Origin of the sequence: Mesorhizobium xinjiangense (assembly GCF_009749525.1) — a bacterium.
GTDB lineage: Bacteria > Pseudomonadota > Alphaproteobacteria > Rhizobiales > Rhizobiaceae > Mangrovimarina > Mangrovimarina xinjiangensis.
Window position 1 is genome coordinate 146,125 of the sequence record NZ_WOAC01000006.1, and the last position, 24,945, is coordinate 171,069.

30 protein-coding genes are annotated in these 24,945 nt (G+C 64.1%); 7 read left to right on the forward strand and 23 right to left on the reverse strand.

The features are described 5' to 3' along the window. Complete coding sequence (locus GM909_RS08950; protein ID WP_157015961.1) at positions 1-462, reverse strand: DUF3291 domain-containing protein; 462 nt, start codon at positions 460-462, stop codon at positions 1-3. 5 nt (positions 463-467) lie between these two features. Next, positions 468-1,463 carry a 1,2-phenylacetyl-CoA epoxidase subunit PaaA gene (paaA, locus tag GM909_RS08955; protein ID WP_157015963.1) on the reverse strand — a complete coding sequence of 332 codons (996 nt, stop codon included), beginning with the start codon at positions 1,461-1,463 and terminating at the stop codon, positions 468-470. A 106-nt stretch (positions 1,464-1,569) separates the two neighbouring features. Here paaA and GM909_RS08960 point away from each other — a divergent pair, with 106 nt between their 5' ends. From GM909_RS08960 to GM909_RS08970, 3 genes are all read left to right on the forward strand, one after another. Then, positions 1,570-1,989: a PaaI family thioesterase gene (locus GM909_RS08960; protein WP_157015965.1), complete on the forward strand. Its 420-nt coding sequence runs from the start codon at positions 1,570-1,572 to the stop codon at positions 1,987-1,989. A 102-nt stretch (positions 1,990-2,091) separates the two neighbouring features. Next, positions 2,092-2,334 (forward strand): type II toxin-antitoxin system Phd/YefM family antitoxin, encoded by a 243-nt coding sequence (locus GM909_RS08965; RefSeq protein ID WP_157015967.1) that lies wholly within the window; start codon positions 2,092-2,094, stop codon positions 2,332-2,334. Beyond that, a complete protein-coding gene (locus tag GM909_RS08970) occupies positions 2,331-2,768 on the forward strand; it encodes a type II toxin-antitoxin system VapC family toxin (RefSeq protein ID WP_157015969.1) in 438 nt (145 codons plus the stop codon). The genes GM909_RS08965 and GM909_RS08970 overlap by 4 nt, the downstream gene beginning before the upstream one ends. 13 nt (positions 2,769-2,781) lie before the next feature. Here GM909_RS08970 and GM909_RS08975 read toward each other — a convergent pair whose 3' ends face one another. The 5 genes from GM909_RS08975 to paaI all read right to left on the reverse strand — a co-directional run bounded on the left by GM909_RS08975 (position 2,782) and on the right by paaI (position 7,392). Then, the gene (locus GM909_RS08975) at positions 2,782-3,684 is read right to left on the reverse strand and encodes a PaaX family transcriptional regulator (protein ID WP_157015971.1); all 903 of its coding nucleotides are present in this window, start codon (positions 3,682-3,684) and stop codon (positions 2,782-2,784) included. Between the two features lie 82 nt (positions 3,685-3,766). Beyond that, positions 3,767-4,723 (reverse strand): MBL fold metallo-hydrolase, encoded by a 957-nt coding sequence (locus tag GM909_RS08980; protein WP_157015973.1) that lies wholly within the window; start codon positions 4,721-4,723, stop codon positions 3,767-3,769. Between the two features lie 82 nt (positions 4,724-4,805). After that, on the reverse strand, positions 4,806-5,426 hold the full coding sequence (locus GM909_RS08985; protein WP_157015975.1) for a TetR/AcrR family transcriptional regulator: 621 nt from the start codon (positions 5,424-5,426) through the stop codon (positions 4,806-4,808). Between the two features lie 177 nt (positions 5,427-5,603). Beyond that, entirely contained in the window at positions 5,604-6,914 is a 1,311-nt protein-coding gene (gene paaK / locus GM909_RS08990) for a phenylacetate--CoA ligase PaaK (RefSeq protein WP_157015977.1), read from the reverse strand. Positions 6,915-6,951: 37 nt separating this feature from the next. After that, positions 6,952-7,392 carry a hydroxyphenylacetyl-CoA thioesterase PaaI gene (paaI, locus tag GM909_RS08995; RefSeq protein ID WP_157015979.1) on the reverse strand — a complete coding sequence of 147 codons (441 nt, stop codon included), beginning with the start codon at positions 7,390-7,392 and terminating at the stop codon, positions 6,952-6,954. A 128-nt stretch (positions 7,393-7,520) separates the two neighbouring features. Between paaI and GM909_RS09000 the strand changes: the two genes are divergently transcribed. Continuing rightward, positions 7,521-8,735 carry a cytochrome P450 gene (locus GM909_RS09000; RefSeq protein ID WP_157015981.1) on the forward strand — a complete coding sequence of 405 codons (1,215 nt, stop codon included), beginning with the start codon at positions 7,521-7,523 and terminating at the stop codon, positions 8,733-8,735. A gap of 54 nt (positions 8,736-8,789) precedes the next feature. Next, complete coding sequence (paaZ, locus tag GM909_RS09005) at positions 8,790-10,817, forward strand: phenylacetic acid degradation bifunctional protein PaaZ (RefSeq protein WP_157015983.1); 2,028 nt, start codon at positions 8,790-8,792, stop codon at positions 10,815-10,817. Positions 10,818-10,867: 50 nt separating this feature from the next. Here paaZ and GM909_RS09010 read toward each other — a convergent pair whose 3' ends face one another. The 6 genes from GM909_RS09010 to pcaC are packed head-to-tail and all read right to left on the reverse strand — an operon-like array spanning position 10,868 to position 14,254. Then, on the reverse strand, positions 10,868-11,938 hold the full coding sequence (locus tag GM909_RS09010; protein WP_157015985.1) for a 3-carboxy-cis,cis-muconate cycloisomerase: 1,071 nt from the start codon (positions 11,936-11,938) through the stop codon (positions 10,868-10,870). 3 nt (positions 11,939-11,941) lie between these two features. Continuing rightward, entirely contained in the window at positions 11,942-12,556 is a 615-nt protein-coding gene (pcaG, locus tag GM909_RS09015) for a protocatechuate 3,4-dioxygenase subunit alpha (RefSeq protein WP_157015986.1), read from the reverse strand. Positions 12,557-12,566: 10 nt separating this feature from the next. Beyond that, the gene (locus GM909_RS09020) at positions 12,567-12,836 is read right to left on the reverse strand and encodes a type II toxin-antitoxin system RelE family toxin (protein ID WP_328600450.1); all 270 of its coding nucleotides are present in this window, start codon (positions 12,834-12,836) and stop codon (positions 12,567-12,569) included. Further along, entirely contained in the window at positions 12,814-13,041 is a 228-nt protein-coding gene (gene relB, locus GM909_RS09025) for a type II toxin-antitoxin system RelB family antitoxin (protein WP_157015990.1), read from the reverse strand. The genes GM909_RS09020 and relB overlap by 23 nt, the downstream gene beginning before the upstream one ends. Before the next feature lie 56 nt (positions 13,042-13,097). Next, positions 13,098-13,838, reverse strand: a complete 741-nt coding sequence (gene pcaH, locus GM909_RS09030; RefSeq protein ID WP_157015992.1) for a protocatechuate 3,4-dioxygenase subunit beta — start codon at positions 13,836-13,838, stop codon at positions 13,098-13,100. Between the two features lie 14 nt (positions 13,839-13,852). Beyond that, positions 13,853-14,254 carry a 4-carboxymuconolactone decarboxylase gene (gene pcaC / locus GM909_RS09035; RefSeq protein ID WP_157015995.1) on the reverse strand — a complete coding sequence of 134 codons (402 nt, stop codon included), beginning with the start codon at positions 14,252-14,254 and terminating at the stop codon, positions 13,853-13,855. Between the two features lie 103 nt (positions 14,255-14,357). On the opposite strand from pcaC, the gene pcaQ reads away from it, so the two are divergent. Next, positions 14,358-15,269, forward strand: coding sequence for a pca operon transcription factor PcaQ (gene pcaQ, locus GM909_RS09040; protein ID WP_157015996.1), 912 nt, complete (start codon positions 14,358-14,360; stop codon positions 15,267-15,269). Here the strand turns inward: pcaQ and pobA are convergent. Beyond that, positions 15,263-16,435 (reverse strand): 4-hydroxybenzoate 3-monooxygenase, encoded by a 1,173-nt coding sequence (pobA, locus tag GM909_RS09045; protein WP_157015998.1) that lies wholly within the window; start codon positions 16,433-16,435, stop codon positions 15,263-15,265. The genes pcaQ and pobA overlap by 7 nt on opposite strands. A gap of 60 nt (positions 16,436-16,495) precedes the next feature. Here pobA and GM909_RS09050 point away from each other — a divergent pair, with 60 nt between their 5' ends. Continuing rightward, positions 16,496-17,434 carry a helix-turn-helix domain-containing protein gene (locus tag GM909_RS09050; protein WP_235911770.1) on the forward strand — a complete coding sequence of 313 codons (939 nt, stop codon included), beginning with the start codon at positions 16,496-16,498 and terminating at the stop codon, positions 17,432-17,434. Positions 17,435-17,498: 64 nt separating this feature from the next. On the opposite strand, the gene GM909_RS09055 is transcribed toward GM909_RS09050, so the two are convergent. From GM909_RS09055 to GM909_RS09095, 9 genes are all read right to left on the reverse strand, one after another. Then, positions 17,499-18,488: an ABC transporter substrate-binding protein gene (locus GM909_RS09055; protein WP_157016000.1), complete on the reverse strand. Its 990-nt coding sequence runs from the start codon at positions 18,486-18,488 to the stop codon at positions 17,499-17,501. A 40-nt stretch (positions 18,489-18,528) separates the two neighbouring features. Further along, positions 18,529-19,392, reverse strand: coding sequence for an ABC transporter permease (locus GM909_RS09060; protein ID WP_157016002.1), 864 nt, complete (start codon positions 19,390-19,392; stop codon positions 18,529-18,531). Beyond that, positions 19,389-20,315 (reverse strand): ABC transporter permease, encoded by a 927-nt coding sequence (locus GM909_RS09065; protein ID WP_157016004.1) that lies wholly within the window; start codon positions 20,313-20,315, stop codon positions 19,389-19,391. Before GM909_RS09065 ends, GM909_RS09060 begins: the two co-directional genes overlap by 4 nt. An 84-nt stretch (positions 20,316-20,399) precedes the next feature. Beyond that, the gene (locus GM909_RS09070; RefSeq protein ID WP_157016006.1) at positions 20,400-21,191 is read right to left on the reverse strand and encodes an ABC transporter ATP-binding protein; all 792 of its coding nucleotides are present in this window, start codon (positions 21,189-21,191) and stop codon (positions 20,400-20,402) included. Positions 21,192-21,233: 42 nt separating this feature from the next. After that, positions 21,234-22,685 carry a dihydropyrimidinase gene (gene hydA / locus GM909_RS09075; RefSeq protein WP_157016008.1) on the reverse strand — a complete coding sequence of 484 codons (1,452 nt, stop codon included), beginning with the start codon at positions 22,683-22,685 and terminating at the stop codon, positions 21,234-21,236. A 59-nt stretch (positions 22,686-22,744) separates the two neighbouring features. After that, a complete protein-coding gene (locus GM909_RS09080; protein ID WP_157016010.1) occupies positions 22,745-23,098 on the reverse strand; it encodes a type II toxin-antitoxin system PemK/MazF family toxin in 354 nt (117 codons plus the stop codon). Then, a complete protein-coding gene (locus GM909_RS09085) occupies positions 23,095-23,331 on the reverse strand; it encodes an antitoxin MazE-like protein (protein WP_157016013.1) in 237 nt (78 codons plus the stop codon). Before GM909_RS09085 ends, GM909_RS09080 begins: the two co-directional genes overlap by 4 nt. Before the next feature lie 54 nt (positions 23,332-23,385). Continuing rightward, complete coding sequence (locus tag GM909_RS09090) at positions 23,386-24,636, reverse strand: Zn-dependent hydrolase (protein ID WP_157016015.1); 1,251 nt, start codon at positions 24,634-24,636, stop codon at positions 23,386-23,388. Positions 24,637-24,651: 15 nt separating this feature from the next. Then, a complete protein-coding gene (locus GM909_RS09095; protein WP_157016016.1) occupies positions 24,652-24,939 on the reverse strand; it encodes a cupin domain-containing protein in 288 nt (95 codons plus the stop codon). Positions 24,940-24,945 lie beyond the last annotated feature (6 nt).

Here is a 24,945-nt window from a genome sequence, read left to right on the forward strand (position 1 = left end):
TCAGGCGCAGCGCGCTTCCATCCAGCGCTTCAGGTGTGGAAGGCCTTCCCAGCCGAAGGCGTGGTCGCTGGAACCGTGCCGCCTCAGATGATCGAGCCGGCTGCCGGCTTCCGCCAGGGTCGGTCGATGGCCGATCGGTACGTGCCACATGACGAAGTAGGGCCTGCCGAAAGCCGGAAACCAGTCGTTTCGACGGCGGTAGATCTGCTTGTGAACGGTGTTCCAGACGAAATTTTCGAGCGCCTCCGCGCTCTCCCAGACCGACAGATTGACGATCGCGTCGGGATCGTCGTCAAGGTGCAGGTCGGTCGCGTCATTGCCCTCGCCGATCAGCCGCCAGACAAAGCCGGGGCTGCGTTCGGCGACTGCATTGACGCGATCCAGATTGTCGGTGAAGCCGGCCATGCGCGGATCGTCGAGCCGATAGCGCGGACGGGCGATGTTGAGTTCGGCGAGATGCATCGACCCTACTCCGCCGCCATTTTCGAAGCTTCGCGCCGCGCCCGGCGCTTATCGGCATGCGCCAGGGCCGCCTCGCGCACCCAGGCACCGTCTTCCCAGGCCTTGCGGCGCACCGCGATGCGCTCGCGGTTCATCGAACCGCCGCCCTTGACGACGCGCCAGAACTCGTCCCAGTCGATTGCGCCGAAATCGTAGCCCTGCTTGTCCTCGTTCCACTTCAAATCGGGGTCGGGAAAGGTCAGGCCGAGATATTCGCCCTGCGGGACGGTCGCATCGACAAACTTCTGGCGCAACTCGTCATTGGTGAAGCGCTTGATCTTCCACTTCATCGACTGATCGCCATGCTGGCTGGCCGAATCGTGCGGCCCGAACATCATCAGCGACGGCCACCACCAGCGGTTCAGAGCGTCCTGCGCCAGCTCCTTCTGCTCGGGCGTGCCGCCCGCCAGCGTCATCATGATCTCGTAGCCCTGGCGCTGGTGGAAACTTTCCTCCTTGCACACGCGGATCATCGCCCGCGCATAAGGACCGTAGGAGCAGCGGCAAAGCGGGATCTGGTTCATGATCGCCGCCCCGTCGACCAGCCAGCCGATGGCGCCGATATCGGCCCAGGTGAGCGTCGGGTAGTTGAAGATGGAGGAATATTTCGCCTTGCCGGACAGAAGCTCCTCGGTCATCTCCTCGCGGCTGACGCCCAGCGTCTCGGCGGCACAGTAGAGGTAGAGCCCGTGGCCGCCCTCGTCCTGCACCTTGGCCAGCAACGCCGCCTTGCGCTTGAGCGACGGCGCGCGGGTGATCCAGTTGCCCTCCGGCAGCATGCCGACGATCTCGGAATGGGCGTGCTGGCCGATCTGGCGAACCAGCGTGCGGCGATAGCCCTCCGGCATCGGATCGTTGGGTTCGATTTTCTCCTCCGCGTCGATGCGCGCCTGAAATCGGGCGAGAAAGGCCTCGTCCTCTTCCGTCTCGGTCTTGGCCCCGATCAGACCCTGGCTGTACATCGCATCTCCTCCTCGGCGCGGCCTTACTGTATGCTTCCGTATCGCAACGTGTAACAAAAATTAGACAAGAACTCAATATTTCGTAACATAAAATAGCGAGGGTGGAATGAGCGCATTTGGAGTGAGGCAGGCCGAGGAAACAATCGCCAGGGCTTTTGCCCCCTGGATCGTCGAGATGGGACTCACACCTGTCGCCTTCGACGCAACCGGCGGCGATTTCATCCTGCCCGAAAACAAGGCGCTGGTGCATGTCGGCGGCGTCATTTGCGGCCAGGCGACGGCGGCCGCTGCCGACACCTGCTCGGTGGTCGCGCTCGCCGCGCTCAACGGCCGCTTCCGCGTGTGCACGACGGTCGACCTGACGACGCATTTCATCCGGCCTTTGAAGCCCGGCGACGTCGAAATCCGCGTCGAGGTGCTGCAGAACGGCCGGCGCATGGCTTACACGCGGGTGGAAATGAAGGCGAAGGATGCAGACAAAGTGGCGGTCACGGCGACGAGCGCCTTTGCCTATCTGGAGGAGTGAGCAAAGAGGGAATTCGAAGGTCACAGCAATCAGGCGCGCGCTTGCAATCCTGTAAAGGCGTCAATATATTCCAGCTTAAGCTAGCTTGATCTGGAAATTGTGATGCGTGAAATTGGTGCCTTCGAAGCAAAGAACACATTGGGGTCCCTGCTCGATCTGGTCGAGCAGGGAGAGGAAGTCATTATCACCCGGCACGGCAAGCCTGTGGCGCGTCTGGTGGCACCTTCGGTTTGTATCGATCGCGAAAAGGCGCTGAAGGCTGTGGCGGATATCCGCGACATGCGCAAGGGCGTGACCCTGGGCGGGCTCAAGATCAAGGACCTGATCGAAGAAGGTCGGATGTGAGTCTGGTCCTGGATGCCTCACTCACCGTCGCATGGTTTTTCGACGATGAGCGCACGACCGCAACTGAAGACCTGCTTGAGCGCGTCGCCGAGCAAGGAGCCGTCGTTCCGGCAATCTGGAAGCTCGAGATTGCAAATGGACTTCAGACGGCAGTTCGGCGGGACCGCATCGATCGTGCTCTTCGTGACCGAGCCCTCGAACGGCTCGATGCACTTCCGATCGCCATCGACCCTGAAACATTGCGCCATGCCTGGTCGGCAACGTTGGGCCTGGCCGACCGCTATGGCCTCACGCCCTACGACGCGTCCTATCTTGAACTTGCAGAACGGCGGCGCCTGCCGCTTGCCACTCTCGACCGTGCGCTACGGAATGCGGCCGTTTCTGCGGGCATCGCAGCGCTCGGTCTCGACGGTCCGGCCGGACCGCGCCAATAGATCCACTGCAAGATCACCTCATCTGAGACAGCCCGCCGAAACGCGCCTTGAATTTTTCCGGCTCGATGAGCGGCGGCAGGTCGGCACCGTCGAGCCAGCTTTCGCTCGGTCCGGCCAGGCGCCCGTAAATCTCCCTGACCAGTGCGCGCACCTCCTCGCCCGGCCAGTCATGCGGCAGGAGCGCGGCCGGAAGCCCAGGATCGCGCAAGACGATCTTGCGCCAGCCATGATTGAGCAAGGTACGTGCCGCCATCGCGTCGAGCGGATCGAGCCGTGCGCCTTTCGCCAACGCCTCGGCAAGCGGCGCCAGTTCCTGCACGAAATCCCGATACGCCTCTGCGAGCGCCGGCAGGCCCCACAGCTTTCCCGTCTCGAATGGAATGTGCAGCGCATTGCCGCGAATGACCAGGAGGTCGTCCGGCAGGTCCTGATCGCCATCCGGCTCGGCTGTCTCCAGCCGCACCCAGCTTCCCGCCCCGGCGCGCACGAAACCGTTGTTGTGCAGCCAATGGTCGCGCTGCGGATTGCGTCCTTCGCCATTGGCCGGCGGAACCGTCACGGTCCACCCGCCCTGCCAGGCCGGCGGACCGGCGGCATAGATGCGCCGGGTCGCCAGATCGAAAGCGTGCCGGCCCTCTTCGGCCAGCCGGTAGTAGGAATTGCGGCCTTCCCTCTCCCGCGTCACCCAATGGTCCGCGGCCAGCCGCGACATGGCGGTGCGCAGGGCGCCGGGCTCGACGCGCAGGCGCGTCGTCAATTCCTGCAGCACCGACAGCGCCACGCGGCCGCCGCGCGGCACGATCGCATCGCCGAACACGGTGATGACGAGCGACCAGACACGTGGGCGCCCCTGCGCGTGCAGGCGATCGATCAGGCCATCGAGTGCGGCCACGGCCGGGTTTGCGGGTGCATCCATGCGTTTCGAATGGCACGCCGGCGGGCGGATTGGCAAGCTGCCTCCGCCCGCGCACGCCGACCGGCGGCAGTCATCACCAGTGTCAGGCGGCGACGAAACGGTAGCCGGCTCTGTCCTTTTCTACCATACCGACGCCCGGATAGGTGAAATGGTAGCCGAGCACCTTCGTCGCGTCCGTAGCCGCCCGGTCGACCAGGGACTTGCGGGTCGCGATCGCCATGTCGGGATCGGCATCGAAACCGAACTTCCAGTCCGGGTTCCGCAGCGAGATGATCTCGTTGGGCGTCACGTCGCCTGCGATGATGAGACCATCACCCCCCGCGACCTCAAGCGAGATGTGGCCCGGCGTATGGCCGGGCGTGTCGACAACCGAAAGTCCCGGAACGATCGCGTCGCCCGCCTTGACCATCGTCACCCGATCTTCGACCGCAGCGAGATCGCGTTGCGCGCCACGGGCGAATTCATGCATCGCATCAGGCATCTGGCTGAATATGTCCGGATTCATCCAGAAATCCCATTCGGCACCGCCGACATGGTAGGATGCGTTGGCAAAGCGCAGTTCCCCGCCTTCCATGACCGTGGCCCAGACATGATCGGGATGGGCGTGCGTGAAGACGACCTTGGTGACGGATGCTGGATCAATGCCCGCCGCTTCGAGATTAGCGGCCAGTTCGCCGCTCGTTTCGGGCTGGAACTTGTCGCCCGAGCCAACGTCGACCAGGATCAAATCGTCGCCAGCGCGAATCAGTGGAATGTTCGTGCCCGGATGCGCCATCTTGTCCGCCCATCCCATCGCTGCGGCAATTTCGTCGCGCTGTTCGGGCGTGGCATCAGGCGCCAACACCTCGAGCGGCAGCGTCAGGGTTCCGTCGCTCAGGACGGTAATGTCGAATTCACCCTGGGTGAACTGAAAAGGCTGGCCGACCTGCGCCAGGGCCTTCAAGTCGAGAAACGGCATGGCGGCGAGGGCTCCGGCCCCCGTCATGAAGCGGCGGCGCGAAATGCGCTCGAAGATTTCCGCGGGTTCCAAAGCGCTCATGGTATTTCCTCCGTGGGTTGCCGTACCCTTGTTGCGGCGGCAACCTACGACGCCAGCATGACCGGTGGAAATCAAATGACCGTCAGCGCGATCTGACAAGTTGCGTGCGCGCGATGTTCGCCACGCCGCCGAGCAGGAGCTGCGTGGCCAGCCTGGCATAATCGCGGCGGCTCACCGGACCGCCCTCGCGGAACCACATGTAGAACCAGTTGAGCATGCCGAACAGGCTCATCGTCACCGGCTTGAGAAGCGGCGTCCCGTCGAAGATTTCCGGCTCCACCGCCCTGATCGCCGCGGCGAAACGGTCCACCAGCCGGCGTTCCAGCGCCTTCAGTTCGGCCTGATCCGGCCCAGGCAGTTGCTGCAGCGCGCCGAGTTGCACCTTGTGCTCGGCATCGGCGTCGCGATAGCTCTCCAGAAGCGCCGCCACCAGCCCTTCCAGGCGCTCTTCGGGCGGCAGGTCCGGCCGGTCGGCATCTTCGACCGTTTCCACCAGCGCCTCCAGATGGGTGTTGATGATGTCGAACAGCAGCGCCTCCTTGGAGGCGTAGTAGTGGTACAGCAGCGCCTTCGACACGCCGCATTCCGCCGCCAGCCCGGCCATCGAGGCGCGGTCATACCCGTCGCGCGCGAAAACGCTCGCCGCCTGGTGCAAGAGCGCCCGGCGTTTGTCGTCATAGTCCTTGGCGCGCGTGCGGGCCATCTTACCCTCCCCCTTGAGGGGAGGGTCGGCGCGCAGCGCCGGGGTGGGGGTCTCCAGACGGAGGCCGTGGACCTGTCCACCCCCACCCCGCCTCGCCGCCTGCGCTACGCGAAGCCGTCTCGTCGACCCACCCCTCAAGGGGGAGGGTAGAAGGAGGCATTGACGCGACCATCGCTTTCACCCCTTCGGCCGGTTGTCGAGAACGCGCTGCGCCTTGCCCTGGCTGCGCACCACCGATGCCGGGTCGCACACATCGACCCGCACCGTCACCCCGACCGTGTCCTTGATACGCTGGCACAGGTCGGCGCCGCAGGCCGCGCGTGCCTCGGCCGCGGCGTGGGCCGGATCGGCTTCGACATGGACGATCATCTCGTCCATGCGCCCCTGACGCATGAGCTCGACCTGGAAGTGCGGCGCCAGCCCGTCCACCGCCAGGATCTGCTCCTCGATCTGGGTCGGAAAGACGTTGACGCCGCGCAGGATCATCATGTCATCGGAGCGCCCGGTGATCTTTTCCATGCGCCGCATGGAGCGCGCCGTGCCGGGCAGAAGCCGGGTGAGATCGCGCGTGCGATAGCGGATGATCGGAAAGGCTTCCTTGCTCAGCGAGGTAAAGACGAGCTCGCCCTTTTCGCCGTCGGCGACCGGCTCGCCCGTTACCGGATCGATAATCTCCGGGTAAAAATGATCTTCCCAGATGTGCAATCCGTCCTTTGTCTCCACGCATTCATTGGCCACACCCGGCCCCATCACTTCCGACAGGCCGTAAATGTCGACGGCATGCATGTCGAAATCCTGCTCGATCTCCGCGCGCATGGCATTCGTCCACGGCTCGGCGCCGAAAATGCCGACCTGCAGCGGGCTTTGTCGAGGATCGAGCCCTTGTGCGCGGTATTCGTCGAGGATCGACAGCATGTATGACGGCGTGACCATGATGGTGGTCGGCCGGAAATCCTCGATCAGCGTCACCTGCCGCGCCGTCATGCCGCCCGAGACCGGCACCACCGTGCATCCGAGCTTCTCGGCGCCGTAATGCGCTCCGAGCCCGCCGGTGAAAAGACCGTAGCCATAGGCGACGTGGACGACGTCGCCGGGTCGCGTGCCGGAGGCCCGCATGGAGCGCGCCACCATTTGTGCCCAGACTTCGATGTCGTTCTTCGTATAGCCGACCACCGTCGGCTTGCCGGTCGTGCCGGAGGAAGCGTGCATGCGCGCCACCTTCTCGCGCGGCACGGCGAACATGCCGAAGGGATAATTGTCGCGCAGGTCGCTTTTCACCGTGAAGGGAAATTTCGCCAGATCCGCGAGCGTCTTTAAATCGTCGGGGTGCACCCCCGCCGCATCGAAGCTCTTTTTGTAGTGAGGAACATTTCCATAGGCATGGGCGAGCGACCATTTGAGACGCTCAAGCTGCAACGCCGCGATCTCGTCGCGCGAGGCGATCTCGATCGGATCGAGTTCTTCTTTTCGTGGGGCCAGGTCCTTCATGGTGCTCCTCCCTGCAGCGTCGATTATTCGCCCGCTCTCAGACCTCTTCTTCGTTGAAATGCGTGCCGTCGATCATCCGCGACGAACCGCGGAATTCGGCGATCAGCTTGCCGTCCTGGTTGGCCACGCTCACATCGTAGATGCCCGAACGGCCGAAACGCGTCACTTCCCTCGCGATTGCGGTCAGCCGGTCTCCAAGCATGCCCGGCGCGACGAAGGTGATCGAGTTGTGCTGCGCGACGACGATGCGATTGTAGGAATTGCAGGCAAAGGCGAAGGCGGAATCGGCGAGCGTGAAGATGTAGCCGCCATGACAGATGTCGTGGCCATTGGTGTGGTGGCGCTCGACGCCCATCGACATGGTGGCCGTGCCCGGCCCGACCGCCTCGAGCGCGGCACCCAGCCATTTGGACGCATCGTCGCGCGCCCACATGGCCTCGGCGCTCTTTTGTGCGATCTCTTCAGCAGACAATGCCATCAACGACCCTCCCGCACATCCCTTGTCCTCCTCGATCTGCGATTGAAGACTTGCATAAACCGACCGGTCGGTCAATAATACTTCCATGGGCCGGCGACAGGCCGGGAGGATACGCGGAGGAGAAGAGCATGCAGGCGCCAGATGGCCTTGCGGAGGCATTCGACATCAATCACCTGCCGCCCGGTTTCGCCGAAGACCCCTTCCCCGTCTATCGCGCGCTGCTCGACCACGCGCCGGTGAAGCGGTTTGCCGATGGCTCGCTCATGCTGTCGCGCTATGACGACCTCGACCGCGTCTACCGCGACACGAGCACCTTTTCCTCCGACAAGAAGGCGGAGTTCCTGCCGAAATACGGGCAAACACCGCTCTACGAGCACCACACGACGAGCCTCGTCTTCAACGATCCGCCGCTCCACACGCGGGTGCGCAGGATCATCATGGGCGCGCTGACGCCCAGGGCGATCACGGCGATGGAGCCCGGGCTCGTTGCACTCGTCGACGGCCTGCTCGACCAGATCGCGGCCAGGGGCGAAGCCGACCTGATCGAGGATTTCGCCGCCGCCATTCCCGTCGAGGTGATCGGCAATCTGTTCGTCATGCCGCATGAGGAACGCGGGCCCCTGCGCGACTGGTCGCTCGCCATCCTCGGCGCGCTCGAGCCCGTGCTCACCCCCGAACAGGAAGAGCACGGCAACCGCGCCGTCACCGAGTTCAAGGCCTATCTGGCCGATCTCGTGGAGCGTCGGCGCAAGACGCCCGGCGATCCGGCGACCGACGTGCTGACCCGTCTGCTGCGCGGCAATGACGGCGAAATGCTCAGCGACGTCGAGCTTTTGCAGAACTGCATCTTCATCCTCAATGCCGGCCACGAGACGACCACCAACCTGATCGGCAATGCGCTGAACGAGCTGACATTGTGGCCCGGCGAGCGGCAGCGGCTGATGGACGAGCCCGACCTGATCGGCACGGCAGTCGACGAGTTCCTGCGCTTTCAAAGCCCCAACCAGCTCGGCAACCGCATGACGGCGGCCGAATGCAGCTTCCACGGCGAGACGATCGCGCCGGGCACGCGCATTCATCTCGCAATCGGCGCGGCCAACCGCGATCCACGCCAGTTCGCCGAACCGGACCGGCTCGATCTTTCCCGCAAGCCCAACCGCCATCTCGCCTTCGCGCAAGGCCCGCACCTGTGTGCCGGCTTTTCGCTGGCCCGCATAGAGGGTCGCATCGCAATTTCACGTTTCCTGCAGCGCTTTCCCGATTATCGCCTCGACGGCGCGCCCGAGCGGACCGGGCGCGTACGCTTTCGCGGCTTCTCGCACCTGCCGGCGCGGGTGAATTGAGATGACCGCAATCCTTCCCACCTGCAATTTCCCGGAACGTGCGGAGGCCTACCCATGACCATCATCCCCTTGAACAGCTATGCCGCCGGACAATGGGTCGCCCCGTCCGGCAAAACGTCTGAACTCAGAAGCGCCGTCGACGGTCGTCCCGTCGCCGAGATCGGCACGCAACTGGACTTCGCCGCCATGGCCGATTTCGCGCGCAGCGTCGGGGGACCGGCGCTGAGAGCGCTGACCTTCCACGAGCGCGCGGCGAAGCTGAAGGAACTCGCCAAATATCTCAACGAGCGGCGCGACGCGCTCTACGAACTCTCCTACGACACCGGCGCCACCAAGCCCGATTCCATGATCGACATCGACGGCGGCATCGGAACGCTCTTCGCCTATTCCTCCAAAGGCCGGCGCGAACTGCCCGACGATGTCGTCTATGTCGACGGCGGCGTGGAACAGCTCGGCAGGACCGGCGCATTCGTCGGCCAGCACGTGGCGACCTCGCTCACCGGCGTCGCCGTCCACATCAACGCCTTCAACTTTCCCGTCTGGGGCATGCTGGAAAAGCTGGCGCCGACGCTGCTTGCCGGCGTGCCGGCGATCGTCAAGCCGGCCTCGGCAACGGCCTGGCTGGCCGAAGCCGCCTTCCGCATGATCGTCGAATCGGGGCTTCTGCCCGAAGGCGCCGTGCAGTTCATCGCCGGCCACACCGGCGACCTGCTCGACCGGCTCGGCGCGCAGGATGTCGTCTCCTTCACCGGATCGGCGGCAACCGCCGGCATGCTGCGCGCCAACGCCAATCTTCTGGCCAACGCCACGCGCTTCGTGGCCGAGCAGGATTCGCTAAACGCGACGATCCTCGGCCCCGACGCCGCACCCGGCACTGCCGAATTCGATGCGTTCGTGCGCGAGGTGCATCGCGAGATGACGGCCAAGGCCGGCCAGAAATGCACCGCCATCCGCCGCATCCTCGTGCCAAATGCGCACCGCGCGGCGGTGATCGAAGCGATTTCGGACAAGCTTGCAAAAACCGTTGTCGGCGACCCGCGCGCCGAGACAACCCGCATGGGTGCGCTTGCCAGCCTCGCCCAGCGTGACGACGTGCTTGAGAAGGCGGAGATCATCGCCAGCGAGGCGCAGCGCGTCTTCGGCGGCCAGGAGGATTTTTCCCCTCACGGCGTCGATCCGGAAATGGGTGCATTCGTCCCGCCGATGCTGTTTGCCTGCGACGACCCCGACAGTGCCGACAAGGTGCATTCTGTGGAAGCCTTCGGCCCGGTCTCGACCGTCATGGGCTGGCGCGATCTCGACCACGCCGTGGCGCTGGCCAATCGCGGCGCCGGCTCGCTCGTCGCTTCCGTCTTCACCCACGACCCGGAGGTGGCACGCGCGGTCGTGCTTGCGTCTGGCGCCTGGCATGGCCGGCTTTATTTCGCCAACCGCGACACGGGGCGCGAGGCGACGGGCCACGGCTCTCCCCTTCCCCATCTTGTCCATGGCGGGCCGGGCCGCGCCGGCGGCGGCGAGGAATTGGGTGGCATCCGCGGCGTCATGCACTACATGCAGCGCACCGCTGTCCAGGCGAGCCCCGATCTTCTGGCCGGCATCACCCGGCGCTATGTGCGCGGCGCCTCGACCATTGCCGGAGACAAGCATCCCTTCCGCATGCGCTTCGGCGAACTCGAGATCGGCCAGACTCTCGAAACCACCGAACGCGAGGTGACGCTGGATGACATCGAGCATTTCGCCGCCTTCACCGGCGACACCTTCTACGCCCATATGGACGAGGACGCGGCCAGGGCCAACCCGTTCTTCCCCGGCCGCGTGGCGCATGGATACCTGATCCTGTCCTTTGCCGCCGGTCTCTTCGTCGACCCTGCGCCGGGCCCGGTGCTGGCCAATTACGGGCTCGACAGTCTGCGCTTCTTGAAACCCGTCTCACCCGGCGACCGGATCAGGGTGCGGCTGACGGCCAAGCAGAAGACGCGGCGCAACGACGAGTATGGCGAAGTGCGCTGGGACGTTTCCGTCACCAACCAGGACGACGAGGAAGTCGCGGCCTACGAGCTATTGACGATGAACGCGATGTGAGCGCCGCTACGTCGGTCTTTGCAATGCGTATCGCCCCGGCCTTCGCCGCACTACGCCTGCGCGCCGCGATCGACGAAGCTGACGCCGTCCACCACCTCCGAGGCAATTCTCAGCGCCGCGCCGGTGGCGAGCAGCATCTGCGGCAGCAGCATCCATTCGAGCGTCCACGCCGCGCCCGAGCGCTCGTTTTCATGCACCAGCGACTGGTGCATGCCGGAAACGAGTGTGGCGTTGAAGCGCGCCAGCGTGACGAGCACTTCCGCGCCGACCGGGTTGACCTTGTGCGGCATGGCCGATGAACCGCCGCCGCCGGCGAGCTTCACCTCGCCGACCTCGCTTTGCGCCAGAAGGGCAATATCCTGGCCCATCTTGCCCAGGCTGCCGGTGACCAGCGACAGCCACGAGGCGAGACCGGCCGTGCCGTCGCGCTCGCTGTGGCGGGCATGGACCACCGCCTTCAGCCCCAGCGCGATCGCCATGCGGCGTGTCACCGCCGGACCTTTCTCGCCCAGCTTGTCGAGCGTGCCCGCCGCGCCGCCGAAGGTGAGAACACAGACCTCGTCGGCCACACCGGAAAGATGGGCGTGATGACGCTCCAGCGGATCACGCCAGCTCCTGATCTTGCGCGCCGCCGGAACGGGAATGGCCGCCTGCATGCGCGTATGCGCCATGGTCCGGGTCGCCCCGTCACGCTTTTCCAGCGCCGCCAGCGCACCGGCCAGCCCGTTCAGCCTTTGGCCAAAAATTTCGAGAATGGCGCGCAGACGAATTGCCAGACTGGTGTCGGCGAGGTCCTGGCTGGTCGCCCCGAAATGGACAAACGCCGCCGCCTCGCCGCCGACGCGCTCGCGCAACTGACGCACCAGTTCGGGTCCCGCCACGCCGTCGCGGCCAAGGCCGGCCTTGAGCTTTGCCATGTCGGGAACGAAGCCCGCCAGCTGTTCGGCGATGATCGCGGCGGCCGAAGCCTCGATGACGCCTTCGGCGGCCTCCGCCTCGGCCAAGGCTCTTTCAAAGGAAAGCATCGCGGCAAGGTCGGCCTCCGCGCTCAACCACGCGCCGACCTCGGCGTCGCCCAGGAGCCCGGAAAGGAAAGGATGATCGAAGGGCGAAAGCGACATGGTTCAGATATCGAAGAACACGGTTTCCTTCTCCCCCTGGAGATGGATGTCGAAAGTGTAGACATCGCCGTCACGCGGCGCGATCAGGGTCGGCACGCGCACCTTGTGCTCGACGCGCTGCAACACCGGATCCTCGGCATTGGCCTTTTCCTCGTCGCCGAAATACATGCGCGTGTGCAGGCCGAGATTGATGCCGCGCGCGACGATCCAGAAGGTGATGTGCGGCGCCATCAGCCGCCCGTCGCGAAACGGAACCCGGCCCGGCTTGATCGTTTCGAAGACGAACTCGCCGGTCTCCATATGGGCCGGGCAGCGGCCCCAGCCGGTAAAGTTCGGATCGGCCGAGCCGCGCATTTCCGACGGCGAATTGTAAAGACCGTCGGCATCGGCCTGCCAGATCTCGACCAGCGCGTCCCTGAGCGGTGTGCCCGAACCGTCGATGACCCGCGACTTCACCGTAATGCGCTCGCCCTTGGTCTTGTCGTTGACCATGGCAATGCCGAGATCGGTTTCGTAAACGCCGTTGATGTCGCAGAAATTCGGCGTCAGGCCGATATGAACGTAGGGGCCCGCGGTCTGCGACGCGCTTTCCTTCAGGCGATTGAGCGATTGCACCATGTCTCTTCCCTCAGCGATAAACTTTCGAGCGGTGGTCGATCTTGACGACCAGCACTGTCAGAACCTCATCCTTGACCTCGCAGATCAGCCGATAATCGCCGACGCGATACGACCAGAAGCCGTCGAGGGCCGCGTGGAGCGGCTTGCCGTGCTTTCTGGGCCCATCGATGGCCACGCGATGGTCCATGAAATCGGCGATACGGCGCGAGATCTGTCGATCGAGCTTGCGAAGGGAGCGCTTGGCCTTTTCGGAGTACTCAATCGTCCAGGCCAAGCTCACGCCTCACTTCCGCAGATGAGTAGGTCCTTTCCTCGCCCCTGCGAATGCGCTCTGATATCTCCACGGCCTCATAGTAGTCTTCAAGATCATCCAGTCCGCTTTCGATGAGCTGGCGGAGATAGAACGCCTTGGTCCGGCCCGTTCGCTTGGCCAGCGCAGCGAGCCGCGCTTCGATTTCCGGTTCCAGTCTGATCGTCGTGGGCATCCGATCCTCCAATCACTGAATACTTGTATTCAGTGTATTCATCGGGTCGGCCGAATTCAATTCCCCTCCAGCCTGTTTTCGAACATGGTCGAACGCCGCCCGCGCAGGACGATGTCGAACTTGTAGGCCATCGCGTCCATCGGGATCGTCGACTCCATGTCGAGCGCGGCGATCAGGCCTTCGACCGCCTCGCGGCTCGGTATGGTGCTGACGATCGGGCATTTCCAGATCAGCGGATCGCCCTCGAAATACATCTGGGTGATCAGCCGCTGTGCGAAGCCATCGCCGAAGACGGAGAAATGGATGTGCGCCGGGCGCCAGTCGTTGATCCCGTTCGGCCACGGATAGGGTCCGGGCTTGATGGTGCGGAAAATATAGGAGCCGTCCTCGCCGGTGATCGTGCGCCCGCAACCGCCGAAATTCGGGTCGAGCGGCGCGAAATACTGGTCCTTCTTGTGGCGGTAGCGGCCGCCGGCATTGGCCTGCCAGAATTCCAGGAGCGCGCCCGGCACCCCCTTGCCGCGCTCGTCGAGCACGCGCCCGTAGACGAGGATGCGCTCGCCGACGGCGCTTTCGCCGGGCTGCGCGAAATTGTGGATCAGATCGTCGTCGAGCTCGCCCAAAATGTTGTGGCCGAACACCGGGCCGGTGATCTCGCTGATCGTGTTGTCGAGCGACAGAAGGGCCTTTTGCGGCGAGCGCAGCACGGAGGTCTTGTATTGCGGCGTATAGGCCGGAGGTTGCCAGGAGCGATCGCGCTGGAAAAACGAACCGGTCTCCGGTCTCAGGTTGGACATGTCCGCTCTCTCCCTCATTGCGCCGTTCCCTCCATCTCGGCCAGCGTCCTCTTGACGATCTTGATGGCGTGGTTCGCCGCCGGCACACCGGCATAGATTGCCACATGCAGCATGGCTTCGCGAAGGTCGGCCGGTGTCGCACCCGTATTGGCGGTGGCGCGCACATGCATGGCCACCTCCTCGTCATGGCCGAGCGCGGCGAGCAGCGCGATGGTCACGATCGACCGTTCGCGCTTGGTCCATTCCGGGCGCGACCAGACATGCCCCCAGGCGGATTCGGTTATGAGATCCTGGAACGGCTCGTCGAATTCCGTCTTCGCGGCCTCGGCGCGGTCGACATGGGCGCCGCCCAGCACGCTGCGGCGGGTCGCCATGCCCTGCTCGTATCGGGCGGATTTCGGTGGAAGGTCCGACATGCTGTGCTCCCGGCATTCGAATTGACGCAGCATATACAGATCGCAACGGTTAGGAAAAATGCAAATTCTTGCCAATTTCATAACCAAACTGATATGAACTGGCATGCCGGTCAAAACCCGCCACCTGACGACATTTCTCGAAGTCGCCCGCCACGGCGCCGTCGGCCGGGCGGCCGAGGCGCTACACGTCTCGCAACCGGCCGTGACGCGCACTATTCGCGAACTGGAAGAAGCCCTGGGCGCGCCGCTGTTTAAGCGCGACGGGCGCGGCATCCGCATCACACCGGCCGGCGAGGCGTTCGCGCGCCACGCCGGCGCCTCGGTCGCCGCCCTGCGCCAGGGCATCGATTCCGTCCGGCATGCGCGCATGTCCGCCCCGGCGCTGAGAATAGGCGCGCTGCCGACCGTCTCGGCGCGCATCATGCCGCGCGCCGTCTCCATCCTGCTCGATTCGGCTGCCGCCCAGGTCAAGATCGTCACGGGGGAAAACGCAGTGCTGCTCGACCAGCTCGCCAATGGCGAACTGGACGTCGTCGTCGGCCGGCTGGCCGCGCCCGAGCGCATGGTCGGGCTGACATTCGAGCATCTCTATTCCGAGCAGATCGTCTTCGCCGTGCGCGCCGGCCATCCTCTGGCCGGGGTTGTCAGGCCCGACCCGGCGGCAATCGCCGCCTATCCGGTCATCATGCCGACGCGAACAGCGATCATCCGGCCTTTCGTCGAGCGGTTGCTGATCGCCCAGGGCGTGCCTGAACCTGCCACACGCATCGAAAGCGTCTCGGACTCGTTCGGCCGCGCCTTTTTGCGCGACAGCGATGCCGTGTGGATCATATCCGAGGGCGTCGTCGTCAACGATCTGGAATCGGGCGCCCTCGTCGCGCTGCCCATCGACACATCGGAGACGCGCGGTGCCGTCGGGTTGACCATGCGCGTCGATCAGGAAACGACGCCCGGCCTGACCGCCTTCATGCGCGCCGTGCGGCAGGTTGCCGGCGACCAGCGGTCCGTTCAGTAAGGCAGCCCGACATAGTTCTCCGCCATCGACGTGGCGGCGGCTTTCGACTGCACCAGATAGTCGAGTTCGGCATGCTGGATCTTCTGGCCGAACTCGCCCGTATCGGGGAAACGGTGCATGAGCGTCGTCATCCACCAGGAAAAGCGCTCCGCCAACCAGATGCGGTTCAACGCGCGCGCCGAATAGCCATCGATGCCGGCCGGCGACTTCTCGCGATAGAATTCCTGCAATGCGTCAAACAGATAGCGTACGTCGCTGGCAGCAAGGTTCAACCCCTTGGCGCCGGTCGGCGGCACGATATGGCCGGCATCGCCGACCAGGAACATGCGGCCGAAGCGCAAGGGCTCGGCAACGAATGATCTGAGCGGCGCAATCGATTTCTCGATCGACGGCCCGGTCGTCATCGCCTCGCCCGCTTCGTCCGGCAGGCGGCGGCGGATCTCGTCCCAGAAGCGCTCGTCGGACCAGTCCTCGACCTTTTCCTCGGCCGGGACCTGCACGTAATAGCGGCTGCGGGTCTGCGAGCGCATTGAGCACAGCGCAAATCCGCGCGGATGGTTGGCATAGATCAGTTCGTCATTGACCGGCGGCACCTCGGCGATGATGCCCAACCAGCCGAACGGGTAGACGCGCTCATAGGTCTTGAGCAGCGCTTCCGGGGCGGCTTTGCGCGCCGCGCCGTGATAGCCGTCGCAACCGGCGATGAACTCGCAATCGATGCGATGCTCCACCCCGTCCTTGCGATAGGTCAGATAAGGCTTGTCACCGGCGAAATCGTGCGGCACGACATCGGCCGCCTCGTAAACGGTCTGCCCTGCGGTCTCCTCGCGCTTGTCCATTAGGTCCTGAGTGAGTTCCGTCTGGCCATAGACCATCACCCGCTTGCCGCCGGTGAGATCATGGAGGTCGATGCGGTGCAGGCTCCCGTCGAAGGCGAGATTGACGCCGTCATGCGGCAGGCCCTCGGCATGCATGCGCGCGCCCGCCCCGGCTTCGTCAAGCATGGCACACATGCCCTCTTCCAGCACGCCGGCACGGATGCGGCCCAGCACATGCTCCTTCGTCGAGCGCTCTACGATGACATTGTCGATGCCGGCATTGGTCAGCAACTGGCCAAGCAGCAGGCCCGAGGGGCCCGAGCCGATGATGGCGACCTGGGTACGCATGATGGTCCTCCCACGACCTTGAATGTGACGGCAAATTGTGCCGCGGGAGGCCATCGATCAATGGACATTTTTGGCAACTTCTTGCACTTTGCGATCATGCTCGAGAAAAGATCGGCCCGACACACCGTCCCCACATACCGGCTCTATGGCGAAGGCAGCGACCAGAGCGAAGGGTTTTGGTTGCATTGCGAGACGATTCCCGAACGCAGCCGGTTGCACGACTGGGAAATCCGCCCGCACTGCCATGAGGCGTTTTTCCAGTTCTTGTACATTTCGAACGGCAGCGGCGATGCATTGCGCGACGGCCGGTGGAATGCCTTTGCTGCCGGCACGCTGATCTACGTGCCGCCGGGCGCAGTGCACGGCTTCCGCTTTTCGCGCGATATCCAGGGCCTTGTGGTCACCATCATGCGCGACCGGCTCGACGCCCTGGGCGAATTCGAGCGGACGGGCGCGTTCTTCGCGCCGCAATTGGCCCTTCTGCCGGCCGTGTCCGACGCGGCGCGCCATGCCGTGGCCAATCTCGAGCGCATCGCCGTCGAAATGGCGGGCCACGGTCCGTCCAGGACGATGCTGCTGGAAGCCCTGGTGACGACGATCCTGATCGACCTGGCCCGTGCGCTTGGCAGCGCGGATGCAGGCGCCGGCAACGCCGGCGACCGGGACGGCGCGCGGGCCGAACAACTCCTGCAGCTCGTCGCGGCGCATTTCCGCGAGCACAGGCCGGTCGGCTTCTATGCCGAACGGCTGGGATTGTCGCCGGCCCACCTCAACCGCGTCGCGCGCGCTGCGACCGGCCACAGCGTGCAGGAACTGGTCAACACGCGGCTCGTCGAGGAAGCTCGGCGCGACCTCATCTTCACCTTCCTGCCGGCGCAATCCATCGCCATCAAGCTCGGCTTTTCCGACCCCGCCTATTTCAGCCGCTTCTTCCGCCGTCACACCGGCGCCACGCCGGCCGCCTTCCGCCGAAACCAGCGCGAAACGATGAAGCTTTAGCTCAAATAGGAAGGGGGCAGTCGCCCGCCCCCTTTTCGATACTTCATCGTCCCGGTTTTACGGGCTACTGCAACGCCTTGTCGGTGATGGCGTGCGTCCAGGCGCCTTCCGGCTGCTTGGTGATGACCGGGTCGGAACCGCCGGTAAGCAGGGTATTCACAGTGCGCTCGTAATCGGCCTCATCGAGCGCGCCGTTGGAGCCGGCGGTCAGCTTGGCGATCTCGCCCATCATGCGCTTTTGATGCTTTTCGGTCTGGGCGCCCGTGGCGTCGTTGTCGAGCACGATCATCGCCGCCTCGTCCGGGTTTTCCTCGGCCCATTTCCAGCCCTTCATCGAGGCGCGCACGAAACGCACCATCTTGTCGGCAAAGGCCTCGTCCTTCAAATCGTCTTCCAGCGCGTAGATGCCGTCTTCGAGCGTGGCCACGCCCTGGTCCTCATATTTGAAGACGACGAGATCGTCGGCCGGGATGCCGGCGTCGATGACCTGCCAGTATTCGTTATAGGTCATGGTCGAGATGCAGTCGGCCTGCTTCTGCAACAGCGGGTCGACATTGAAGCCCTGCTTGAGCACCGTCACTCCGTCCTCGCCGCCGTCGGTCGGGATACCCAGCGTCGACATCCAGGAGAGGAAGGGATACTCGTTGCCGAAGAACCACACGCCCAGCGTCCGGCCCTTGAAATCTTCCGGCTTGGTGATGCCGGTTTCCTTCAGGCAGGTCAGCATCATGCCCGACGACTTGAACGGCTGGGCGATATTGACCAGCGGCACGCCCTTCTCGCGCGTCGCCAGCGCCGAGGGCATCCAGTCGATGATGACGTCGGCGCCGCCGCCCGCCAGCACCTGGGCCGGCGCGATATCGGGACCGCCGGGCTTGATCTCGACGTCGAGCCCTTCCTCCTCGTAAAAGCCCTGGTCCTCGGCCACGTAATAGCCGGCGAACTGGGCCTGGGTGACCCATTTCAGTTGCAGCGTCACCTCGTCGGCGGCGAGAGCGCCGTGAGCGGCAAGCGACATGGCGCCTGCGAGCATGGAAATCATCAATCTTTTCATTTTTGCTTTCCCTCTGAAGTTGATGTCGTTGAAGTGCCGCCTACCCTCCCCGGACAGACGGATGCCAGAACGTGACGGCTCTTTCGGCAAGCGCCACCACGCCGTAGAAGACGGAACCCGCGAGCGCGGCGACCGCGATTTCCGCCCACACCATGTCGATATTCATGCGTCCGACTTCGGTTGAAATGCGGAAGCCCATACCGACAATGGGCGTGCCGAAGAATTCCGCCACGATGGCGCCGATCAGCGCCAGCGTCGAGTTGATTTTCAGCGCATTGAAGATGAAGGGCGCCGCCGCCGGCAGGCGCAGCTTGAACAGCGTCTGCCAATAGGAGGCGGCATAGGTGCGCATCAAATCGCGTTCCATGGCGCTCGCCGCCGCCAGCCCCTGCACCGTGTTCACCAGTATGGGAAAGAAGGTCATGACGATGACGACGGCGGCCTTCGACGGCCAGTCGAAGCCGAACCACATGACCATGATGGGCGCCACGCCGATGATCGGCAGCGCCGAGAAGAAATTACCGAGCGGCAGAAGCCCGCGCTGCAGAAAGGGCGAGCGGTCGATCAGGATGGCGACGACGAACCCTGCCCCACAGCCAAGCGCATAACCGATCAGCACCGCCTTCAGGAAGGTCTGGCGGAAGTCCGCCCACAAGGTCGGCACCGAGGCGGCGATGCGGCTTGCGATCATCGACGGCGGCGGCAGCAGGACGGAGGGAATGGAAAAGCCGCGCACGATGCATTCCCAAATGACCAGAAGCGTGACGCCGAAAACGACCGGCACCGCAAGGTCGATCAGCCGCGCCTGCGTCCGGCCTGCCGGCTCCAGCCGCACCAGCCATTCGTTGAGCGCCCATGCGGCCGCCCAGAAGACGACGGCAAAGAGAAGAAGCCCCGCATTCATGCCGCCATCCCCATGCGCTTGAGAACAAGGCGATGCGCGATGCCGACAATCGCGACCAGCGTCGCGGCGATCGCGGCGGCGGCGAACAGCGCCGACCAGATCTGGATCGTCTGGCCGTAGTAGGAGCCGGCCAAGAGCCTTGCACCGAGCCCGGCGACCGCGCCGGTCGGCATTTCACCGACGATCGCTCCGACAAGGCTGATGGCGACGGCGATCTTCATCGAGGTGAACAGATAGGGCATGGCGCTCGGCCAGCGCAGTTTCCAGAAGGTCTGGAATCCGCTGGCGTTATAGGTGTGCATCAGGTCGAGCTGGATCGCCTCCGGGCTGCGCAGCCCCTTCACCATGCCGACGACCACGGGGAAGAAGGAGAGATAGGTGGAGATCAGCGCCTTGGGCAAAAGCCCGGAGAGCCCCACCGCATTGAGCACGACGATGATCATCGGCGCGATCGCCAGGATCGGAATCGTTTGGCTGGCGATCACCCAGGGCATGACGGACTTGTCCATCGCCCGGTGATGCACGATGCCGACGGCAAGCAGGATGCCGAGCAGCGTGCCGATCGCGAAGCCCATGAGGGTCGCCGAGAGCGTCACCCAGCCATGATATACGAGGCTGCGCTTCGAACTCGGCTTGATGGTGAAGGTCGTCTTCCAGATTTCGGACACCACCTGGTGCGGGCTGGGCAGCACCGGACGCTCCTGGGCGAGCGTATCGCGCAGGAACTGCGTCGCCGTCCACTCCTCGCCAGCCCGCTCATAGGCGTCGATCTGGCCCGGCGCATTGAGATAGACGGCAAAGGCGTACCAGATAGCGATAATCGCCGCGACGACGACGAGGATGGGCACGGTCTTGCCGGCAGTCAGGCGGGAAACAACGCCCGGAGCGCTGTCGACCACTGGGCTTTCGGCAGCGGCGCTCATTGCGACACCCGAGCGAGACAGCCGATATGTCCACCCCTCTCTGGCCTGCCGCAGGCCAGAGGGGGGTGAAAGGAAACAGACACCTCACACCTCATGGCTGTGCCCCGATCTCAGCCCCTCGCGCACGCGATGCGCGATCGCCAGGAATTCGGGGCTTTCGCGAATGTCGAGCGGGCGCTCCTTCGGCAGGGTCGATTCGATGACGTCGGTCACGCGGCCCGGCCGCGGGCTCATCACCACGATCCGGGTCGACAGATAGACCGCCTCGGGGATCGAGTGGGTGACGAAGCAGATGGTCTTGTTCGTGCGGTCCCACAGCTTCAAGAGCTGCTCGTTGAGATGGTCGCGAACGATCTCGTCGAGTGCCCCGAAGGGCTCGTCCATCAACAACAGGTCGGCATCGAAGGCGAGCGCCCGGGCGATCGAGGCGCGTTGCTGCATGCCGCCGGAAAGCTGCCACGGGAATTTCTTGCCGAACCCCTTGAGGTCGACCAGGTCGAGCACCCGGGCGATGCGCTCCATTTTCTCGCCGCGGGCTACGCCCATGATCTCCAGCGGCAGGGCGATGTTCTTTTCGATCGTGCGCCAGGGATAGAGCGCGGCGGACTGGAAGACATAGCCATAAGCCCGCCGCCTGCGCGCCTCGCGCGGCGTCATGCCGTTGACCGTGATCGAGCCGGCGGTCGGCTGTTCGAGGTCGGCAATCACGCGCAAGAACGTCGTCTTGCCGCAGCCCGACGGCCCGATGAAGGAGATGAAATCACCCTTGCCGACACCCAGATCGACGTTGGACAGTGCCTCGACCGGCCCGTCACTGGTCTGGAAGGTAAGACCCAGTCCGTTGGCTTGAACGACACTTCCCGAGGCTGGCTGCACGCTTGCCCCTTCCATACTTGGCTGGTGGACGGTCATGGTGCATCAAACGCCCGTCGCCGGAATGCCGGAGCGCTGCACCTTGCGCGGCGCCGTGACCTCCTTCCATTTCGACAGCGCCCGGTTGACCGGGGCGTTGGGTTCGCGGGCGACGAATTCGCCATGGCCCGGCTTTGCCTGCAGCGTGCCGTTGTCGAGCGCGATTTCGCCGCGCGAAAGCACATATTTCGGCAGGCCCTTGACCTCGATGCCTTCGAAGACGTTGTAGTCGATGGCCGAGTTCTGCGTCTTGGCCGAAATGGTCTTGGTGGCCTCGGGATCCCAGACGACGATATCGGCGTCCGCGCCTTCGACGATGGCGCCCTTTTTCGGATACATGCCGAAGATCTTGGCCGGGTTGGTGGAGGTGACAGCGACGAATTCGTTCATCGTCAGCCGCCCTTTTCCCACGCCGTAGGTCCACAGGATCGGCATGCGGTCCTCGAGCCCGCCGGTGCCGTTGGGGATCTTGGTGAAATCGCCGACGCCGGTGCGCTTCTGCTCGGTTGTGAAGGCGCAGTGGTCGGTCGCCACCACCTGCAGCGAACCGGCGGCCAGTCCGGCCCACAGCGAGTCCTGATGCTGCTTGTTGCGGAAGGGCGGGCTCATCACCCGGCGCGCCGCATGATCCCAATCGGAATTGGCATATTCGCTCTCATCGAGCACCAGATGCTGGATCAGCGGCTCGCCAAAAACGCGCATGCCCTTCTGCCTGGCCCGGCGGATCGCCTCATGGCTCTGCTCGCAACTCGTATGCACCACGTAGAGCGGCACGCCGGCCGTATCGGCGATCATGATGGCGCGGTTGGTCGCCTCGCCCTCCACTTCCGGCGGACGCGAATAGGCGTGCGCCTCGGGCCCGTTGTTGCCTTCGGCAAGGAGCTTCTGCTGGAGCTGCGCGACCACGTCGCCATTTTCGGCGTGCACCATGGGCAGCGCCCCGAGCTCGGCGCAGCGCTCGAAGGACGAATACATCTCGTCGTCATCGACCATCAGGGCGCCCTTATAGGCCATGAAGTGCTTGAAGGAGGTGATGCCGCGGTCGACCACTTCCGGCATCTCGTTGAACACCTGCTCGCCCCACCAGGTGATGGCCATGTGGAAGGAATAGTCGCAGCAGGCGCGCGTCGACTTGTTGTCCCACATCTTGATCGCGTCGAGCAGCGAGCCGTCTGGCTGGCAGATGCAGAAATCGATCACCATCGTCGTGCCGCCCGAAAGGGCCGCGCGCGTGCCGCTCTCGAAATCGTCGGTCGAATAGGTCCCCATGAAGGGCATTTCCAGATGCGTATGCGGGTCGATGCCGCCCGGCATGACATAGCAGCCGGTGGCGTCGATCTCGTGATCGCCGTGCAGGTCGGGGCCGATGCCGACGATCTTGTCGTGCTTGATCAGCACGTCCGCCTTCCAGCTACGGTCGGCGGTGACAATCGTTCCGTTCTTGATGACTTTGGACATTCTTGTTCCCCTTGGCATTTTGTGTCCGGTCCGTCGTTCTACATATTTGGCTGGGCCGCCTATTCCCTGGGATGTACGCGAGCCAGAGGGTCCAGGTCGAGTATGATCATCAGCGCACGATCGATGCCGCGCATCGATGCGGCATCCATCGTACCGATGTGCTGGTGTATCCGGTGTTCAGGGATAGCGTAGAGCTTGTCGACCATTACTTTCGATTCTCGTTTCAAGCCATTTTCGGGCGACGGCCTCACGTTGATCCGCAACACCTTGGCGCCCTCGTCAAAGGTCGTCAAAAGTGCGATGATGTAGCTCTCCAGTTTCCCCTCGAGCCTGTCGTTCTGAATGATGACCGCGGGCCGTGGTTTCCCGTAGTCGCCCGGAAGCGATACGATGACCACGTCGCCGCGCTTCACTTGTCATCCTCTTCCATCTCGTTGATCAGCCGCATCGTCTCGCGAGCAGCCTCCTCGATCCAGAGATTCACGTCCGCTTCTTCCTCGGACCCGCGAATAAGTTCGCAATCCTTGTAGACCTGTTCCCAAACCTCGTCCGACCAGATGTCGGGCAACCAGACTTCGACAGGCCTGAAGCCTTCCTTTCGAAGCGCTTCGCGTTCCTCTTCGCTCAACTCTCTCGGTCGGCCCATTGCGGCCTCCTGTCGGTTCACGTCATGGCCGGCATTATCCGGCCAAAGCTGCCTTCATTCAACGATCTCCGCCGTTTCCACCACGGCATGGAACAGGACATCCGCGCCCGCCCTGGCCCAATCCTTGGTGATCTCCTCGGCCTCGTTGTGGCTCAGTCCGTCGACGCAGGGGCACATGACCATAGCGGTCGGCGCGACACGATTGATCCAGCAGGCGTCGTGGCCGGCGCCCGACACGATGTCGCGATGCGTGTAGCCGAGACGCCCGGCGGCTTCGCGCACCGCTTTCACGCATCCCTGGTCGAAGGTGACGGGATCGAAATGGCCGACGGGCTCGACCGCGTGGCCGATATCGAGCGCTTCGGCAATCGTCGCGATGCCGTCCTCGATGCGCGCACGCATCTCGTTGAGCACCTTTTCGTTGGGCGAGCGGATATCGATGGTGAAAACCGCCTTGCCGGGGATGACGTTGCGCGAATTGGGATAGATCTCGGCATGGCCGATCGCCCCGACCGCGTCGGGCTGATAGTCCATCGCAATCTCGTGGACGAGTTCGGTGACACGCGCCATGCCGAGCCCGGCATTGCGCCGCTTGGGCATCGGGGTGGAGCCGGTGTGGCTCTCCCTGCCGGTCAGCGTCACTTGCAGCCACCAAAGACCCTGGCCGTGCGTGACGACGCCGATATCGATGTCCTCGTCCTCCAGGATCGGCCCCTGCTCGATGTGAAGCTCGAAAAACGCCTTCATCTTGCGATTGCCGACCTCCTCCTTGCCCTTCCAGCCAATGCGCTCGAGTTCGTCGCCGAAGCGCTTTCCCTCGCGGTCGGTGCGGTCGTAGGCCCAATCCTGTTCGTGCATGCCGGCAAACACGCCCGAAGCCAGCATGGCCGGCGCAAAGCGCGTGCCTTCCTCGTTCGTCCAGTTGGTGACGACGATCGGGTGCTTCGTCCTGATGCCGAGATCGTTGAGCGTGCGGATGATCTCCAGCCCGCCGAGGACGCCGAGAACGCCGTCATACTTGCCGCCGGTCGGCTGGGTGTCGAGATGGCTGCCGACATAGACCGGCAGGGCCTCGGGATCCGTCCCTTCGCGGCGCGCGAACATGGTGCCCATCTGATCGAGCCCCATTTCGAGGCCGGCATCCTCGCACCACTTCTTGAACAGATGCCGGCCCTCGCCGTCTTCGTCGGTCACGGTCTGGCGGTTGTTGCCGCCGGCCACACCGGGTCCGATCTTGGCCATCTCCATGATCGTGTCCCAGAGACGGTCGGCATTGATCCGCAAATTCTCGCCCGGTGCGGCCATGTTTGGTATTCCCCTTTATTTCAGTTCGACCTCGACGAAGCTCATCGGCGCCTCGCCGGCATTGACGACATTGTGCTCCACACCCTCGTCGCGCCGATAGCTGACGCCGGCCGCGATGTCCGTGCGGCGCGAGCCGCCGCCCGGCTCCTCCAGGAGCATGGGGCATGGCGTCAAGGTGGTGATGACATAGTCCATTGCGTGACGGTGCCAGCCGGTCTCGGCGCCGGGCGCGAAATCCCAGCGCGTGACGCGAACCTTGGCGTCGTCGACGAGCACTTCATGCGTGGCCTGCGGTCTCGACATAACGCC

Coding starts and splice junctions, on each gene's coding strand:
- GM909_RS08950 (WP_157015961.1), bottom strand. CDS start 462: ATGCATCTCGCCGAACTCAACATCGCCCGTCCGCGCTATCGGCTCGAC.
- paaA (WP_157015963.1), bottom strand. CDS start 1,463: ATGTACAGCCAGGGTCTGATCGGGGCCAAGACCGAGACGGAAGAGGAC.
- GM909_RS08960 (WP_157015965.1), top strand. CDS start 1,570: ATGAGCGCATTTGGAGTGAGGCAGGCCGAGGAAACAATCGCCAGGGCT.
- GM909_RS08965 (WP_157015967.1), top strand. CDS start 2,092: ATGCGTGAAATTGGTGCCTTCGAAGCAAAGAACACATTGGGGTCCCTG.
- GM909_RS08975 (WP_157015971.1), bottom strand. CDS start 3,684: ATGGATGCACCCGCAAACCCGGCCGTGGCCGCACTCGATGGCCTGATC.
- GM909_RS08980 (WP_157015973.1), bottom strand. CDS start 4,723: ATGAGCGCTTTGGAACCCGCGGAAATCTTCGAGCGCATTTCGCGCCGC.
- GM909_RS08985 (WP_157015975.1), bottom strand. CDS start 5,426: ATGGCCCGCACGCGCGCCAAGGACTATGACGACAAACGCCGGGCGCTC.
- paaK (WP_157015977.1), bottom strand. CDS start 6,914: ATGAAGGACCTGGCCCCACGAAAAGAAGAACTCGATCCGATCGAGATC.
- paaI (WP_157015979.1), bottom strand. CDS start 7,392: ATGGCATTGTCTGCTGAAGAGATCGCACAAAAGAGCGCCGAGGCCATG.
- GM909_RS09000 (WP_157015981.1), top strand. CDS start 7,521: ATGCAGGCGCCAGATGGCCTTGCGGAGGCATTCGACATCAATCACCTG.
- paaZ (WP_157015983.1), top strand. CDS start 8,790: ATGACCATCATCCCCTTGAACAGCTATGCCGCCGGACAATGGGTCGCC.
- GM909_RS09010 (WP_157015985.1), bottom strand. CDS start 11,938: ATGTCGCTTTCGCCCTTCGATCATCCTTTCCTTTCCGGGCTCCTGGGC.
- pcaG (WP_157015986.1), bottom strand. CDS start 12,556: ATGGTGCAATCGCTCAATCGCCTGAAGGAAAGCGCGTCGCAGACCGCG.
- relB (WP_157015990.1), bottom strand. CDS start 13,041: ATGCCCACGACGATCAGACTGGAACCGGAAATCGAAGCGCGGCTCGCT.
- pcaH (WP_157015992.1), bottom strand. CDS start 13,838: ATGTCCAACCTGAGACCGGAGACCGGTTCGTTTTTCCAGCGCGATCGC.
- pcaC (WP_157015995.1), bottom strand. CDS start 14,254: ATGTCGGACCTTCCACCGAAATCCGCCCGATACGAGCAGGGCATGGCG.
- pcaQ (WP_157015996.1), top strand. CDS start 14,358: ATGCCGGTCAAAACCCGCCACCTGACGACATTTCTCGAAGTCGCCCGC.
- pobA (WP_157015998.1), bottom strand. CDS start 16,435: ATGCGTACCCAGGTCGCCATCATCGGCTCGGGCCCCTCGGGCCTGCTG.
- GM909_RS09050 (WP_235911770.1), top strand. CDS start 16,496: ATGGACATTTTTGGCAACTTCTTGCACTTTGCGATCATGCTCGAGAAA.
- GM909_RS09055 (WP_157016000.1), bottom strand. CDS start 18,488: ATGAAAAGATTGATGATTTCCATGCTCGCAGGCGCCATGTCGCTTGCC.
- GM909_RS09060 (WP_157016002.1), bottom strand. CDS start 19,392: ATGAATGCGGGGCTTCTTCTCTTTGCCGTCGTCTTCTGGGCGGCCGCA.
- GM909_RS09065 (WP_157016004.1), bottom strand. CDS start 20,315: ATGAGCGCCGCTGCCGAAAGCCCAGTGGTCGACAGCGCTCCGGGCGTT.
- hydA (WP_157016008.1), bottom strand. CDS start 22,685: ATGTCCAAAGTCATCAAGAACGGAACGATTGTCACCGCCGACCGTAGC.
- GM909_RS09085 (WP_157016013.1), bottom strand. CDS start 23,331: ATGGGCCGACCGAGAGAGTTGAGCGAAGAGGAACGCGAAGCGCTTCGA.
- GM909_RS09090 (WP_157016015.1), bottom strand. CDS start 24,636: ATGGCCGCACCGGGCGAGAATTTGCGGATCAATGCCGACCGTCTCTGG.
- GM909_RS09095 (WP_157016016.1), bottom strand. CDS start 24,939: ATGTCGAGACCGCAGGCCACGCATGAAGTGCTCGTCGACGACGCCAAG.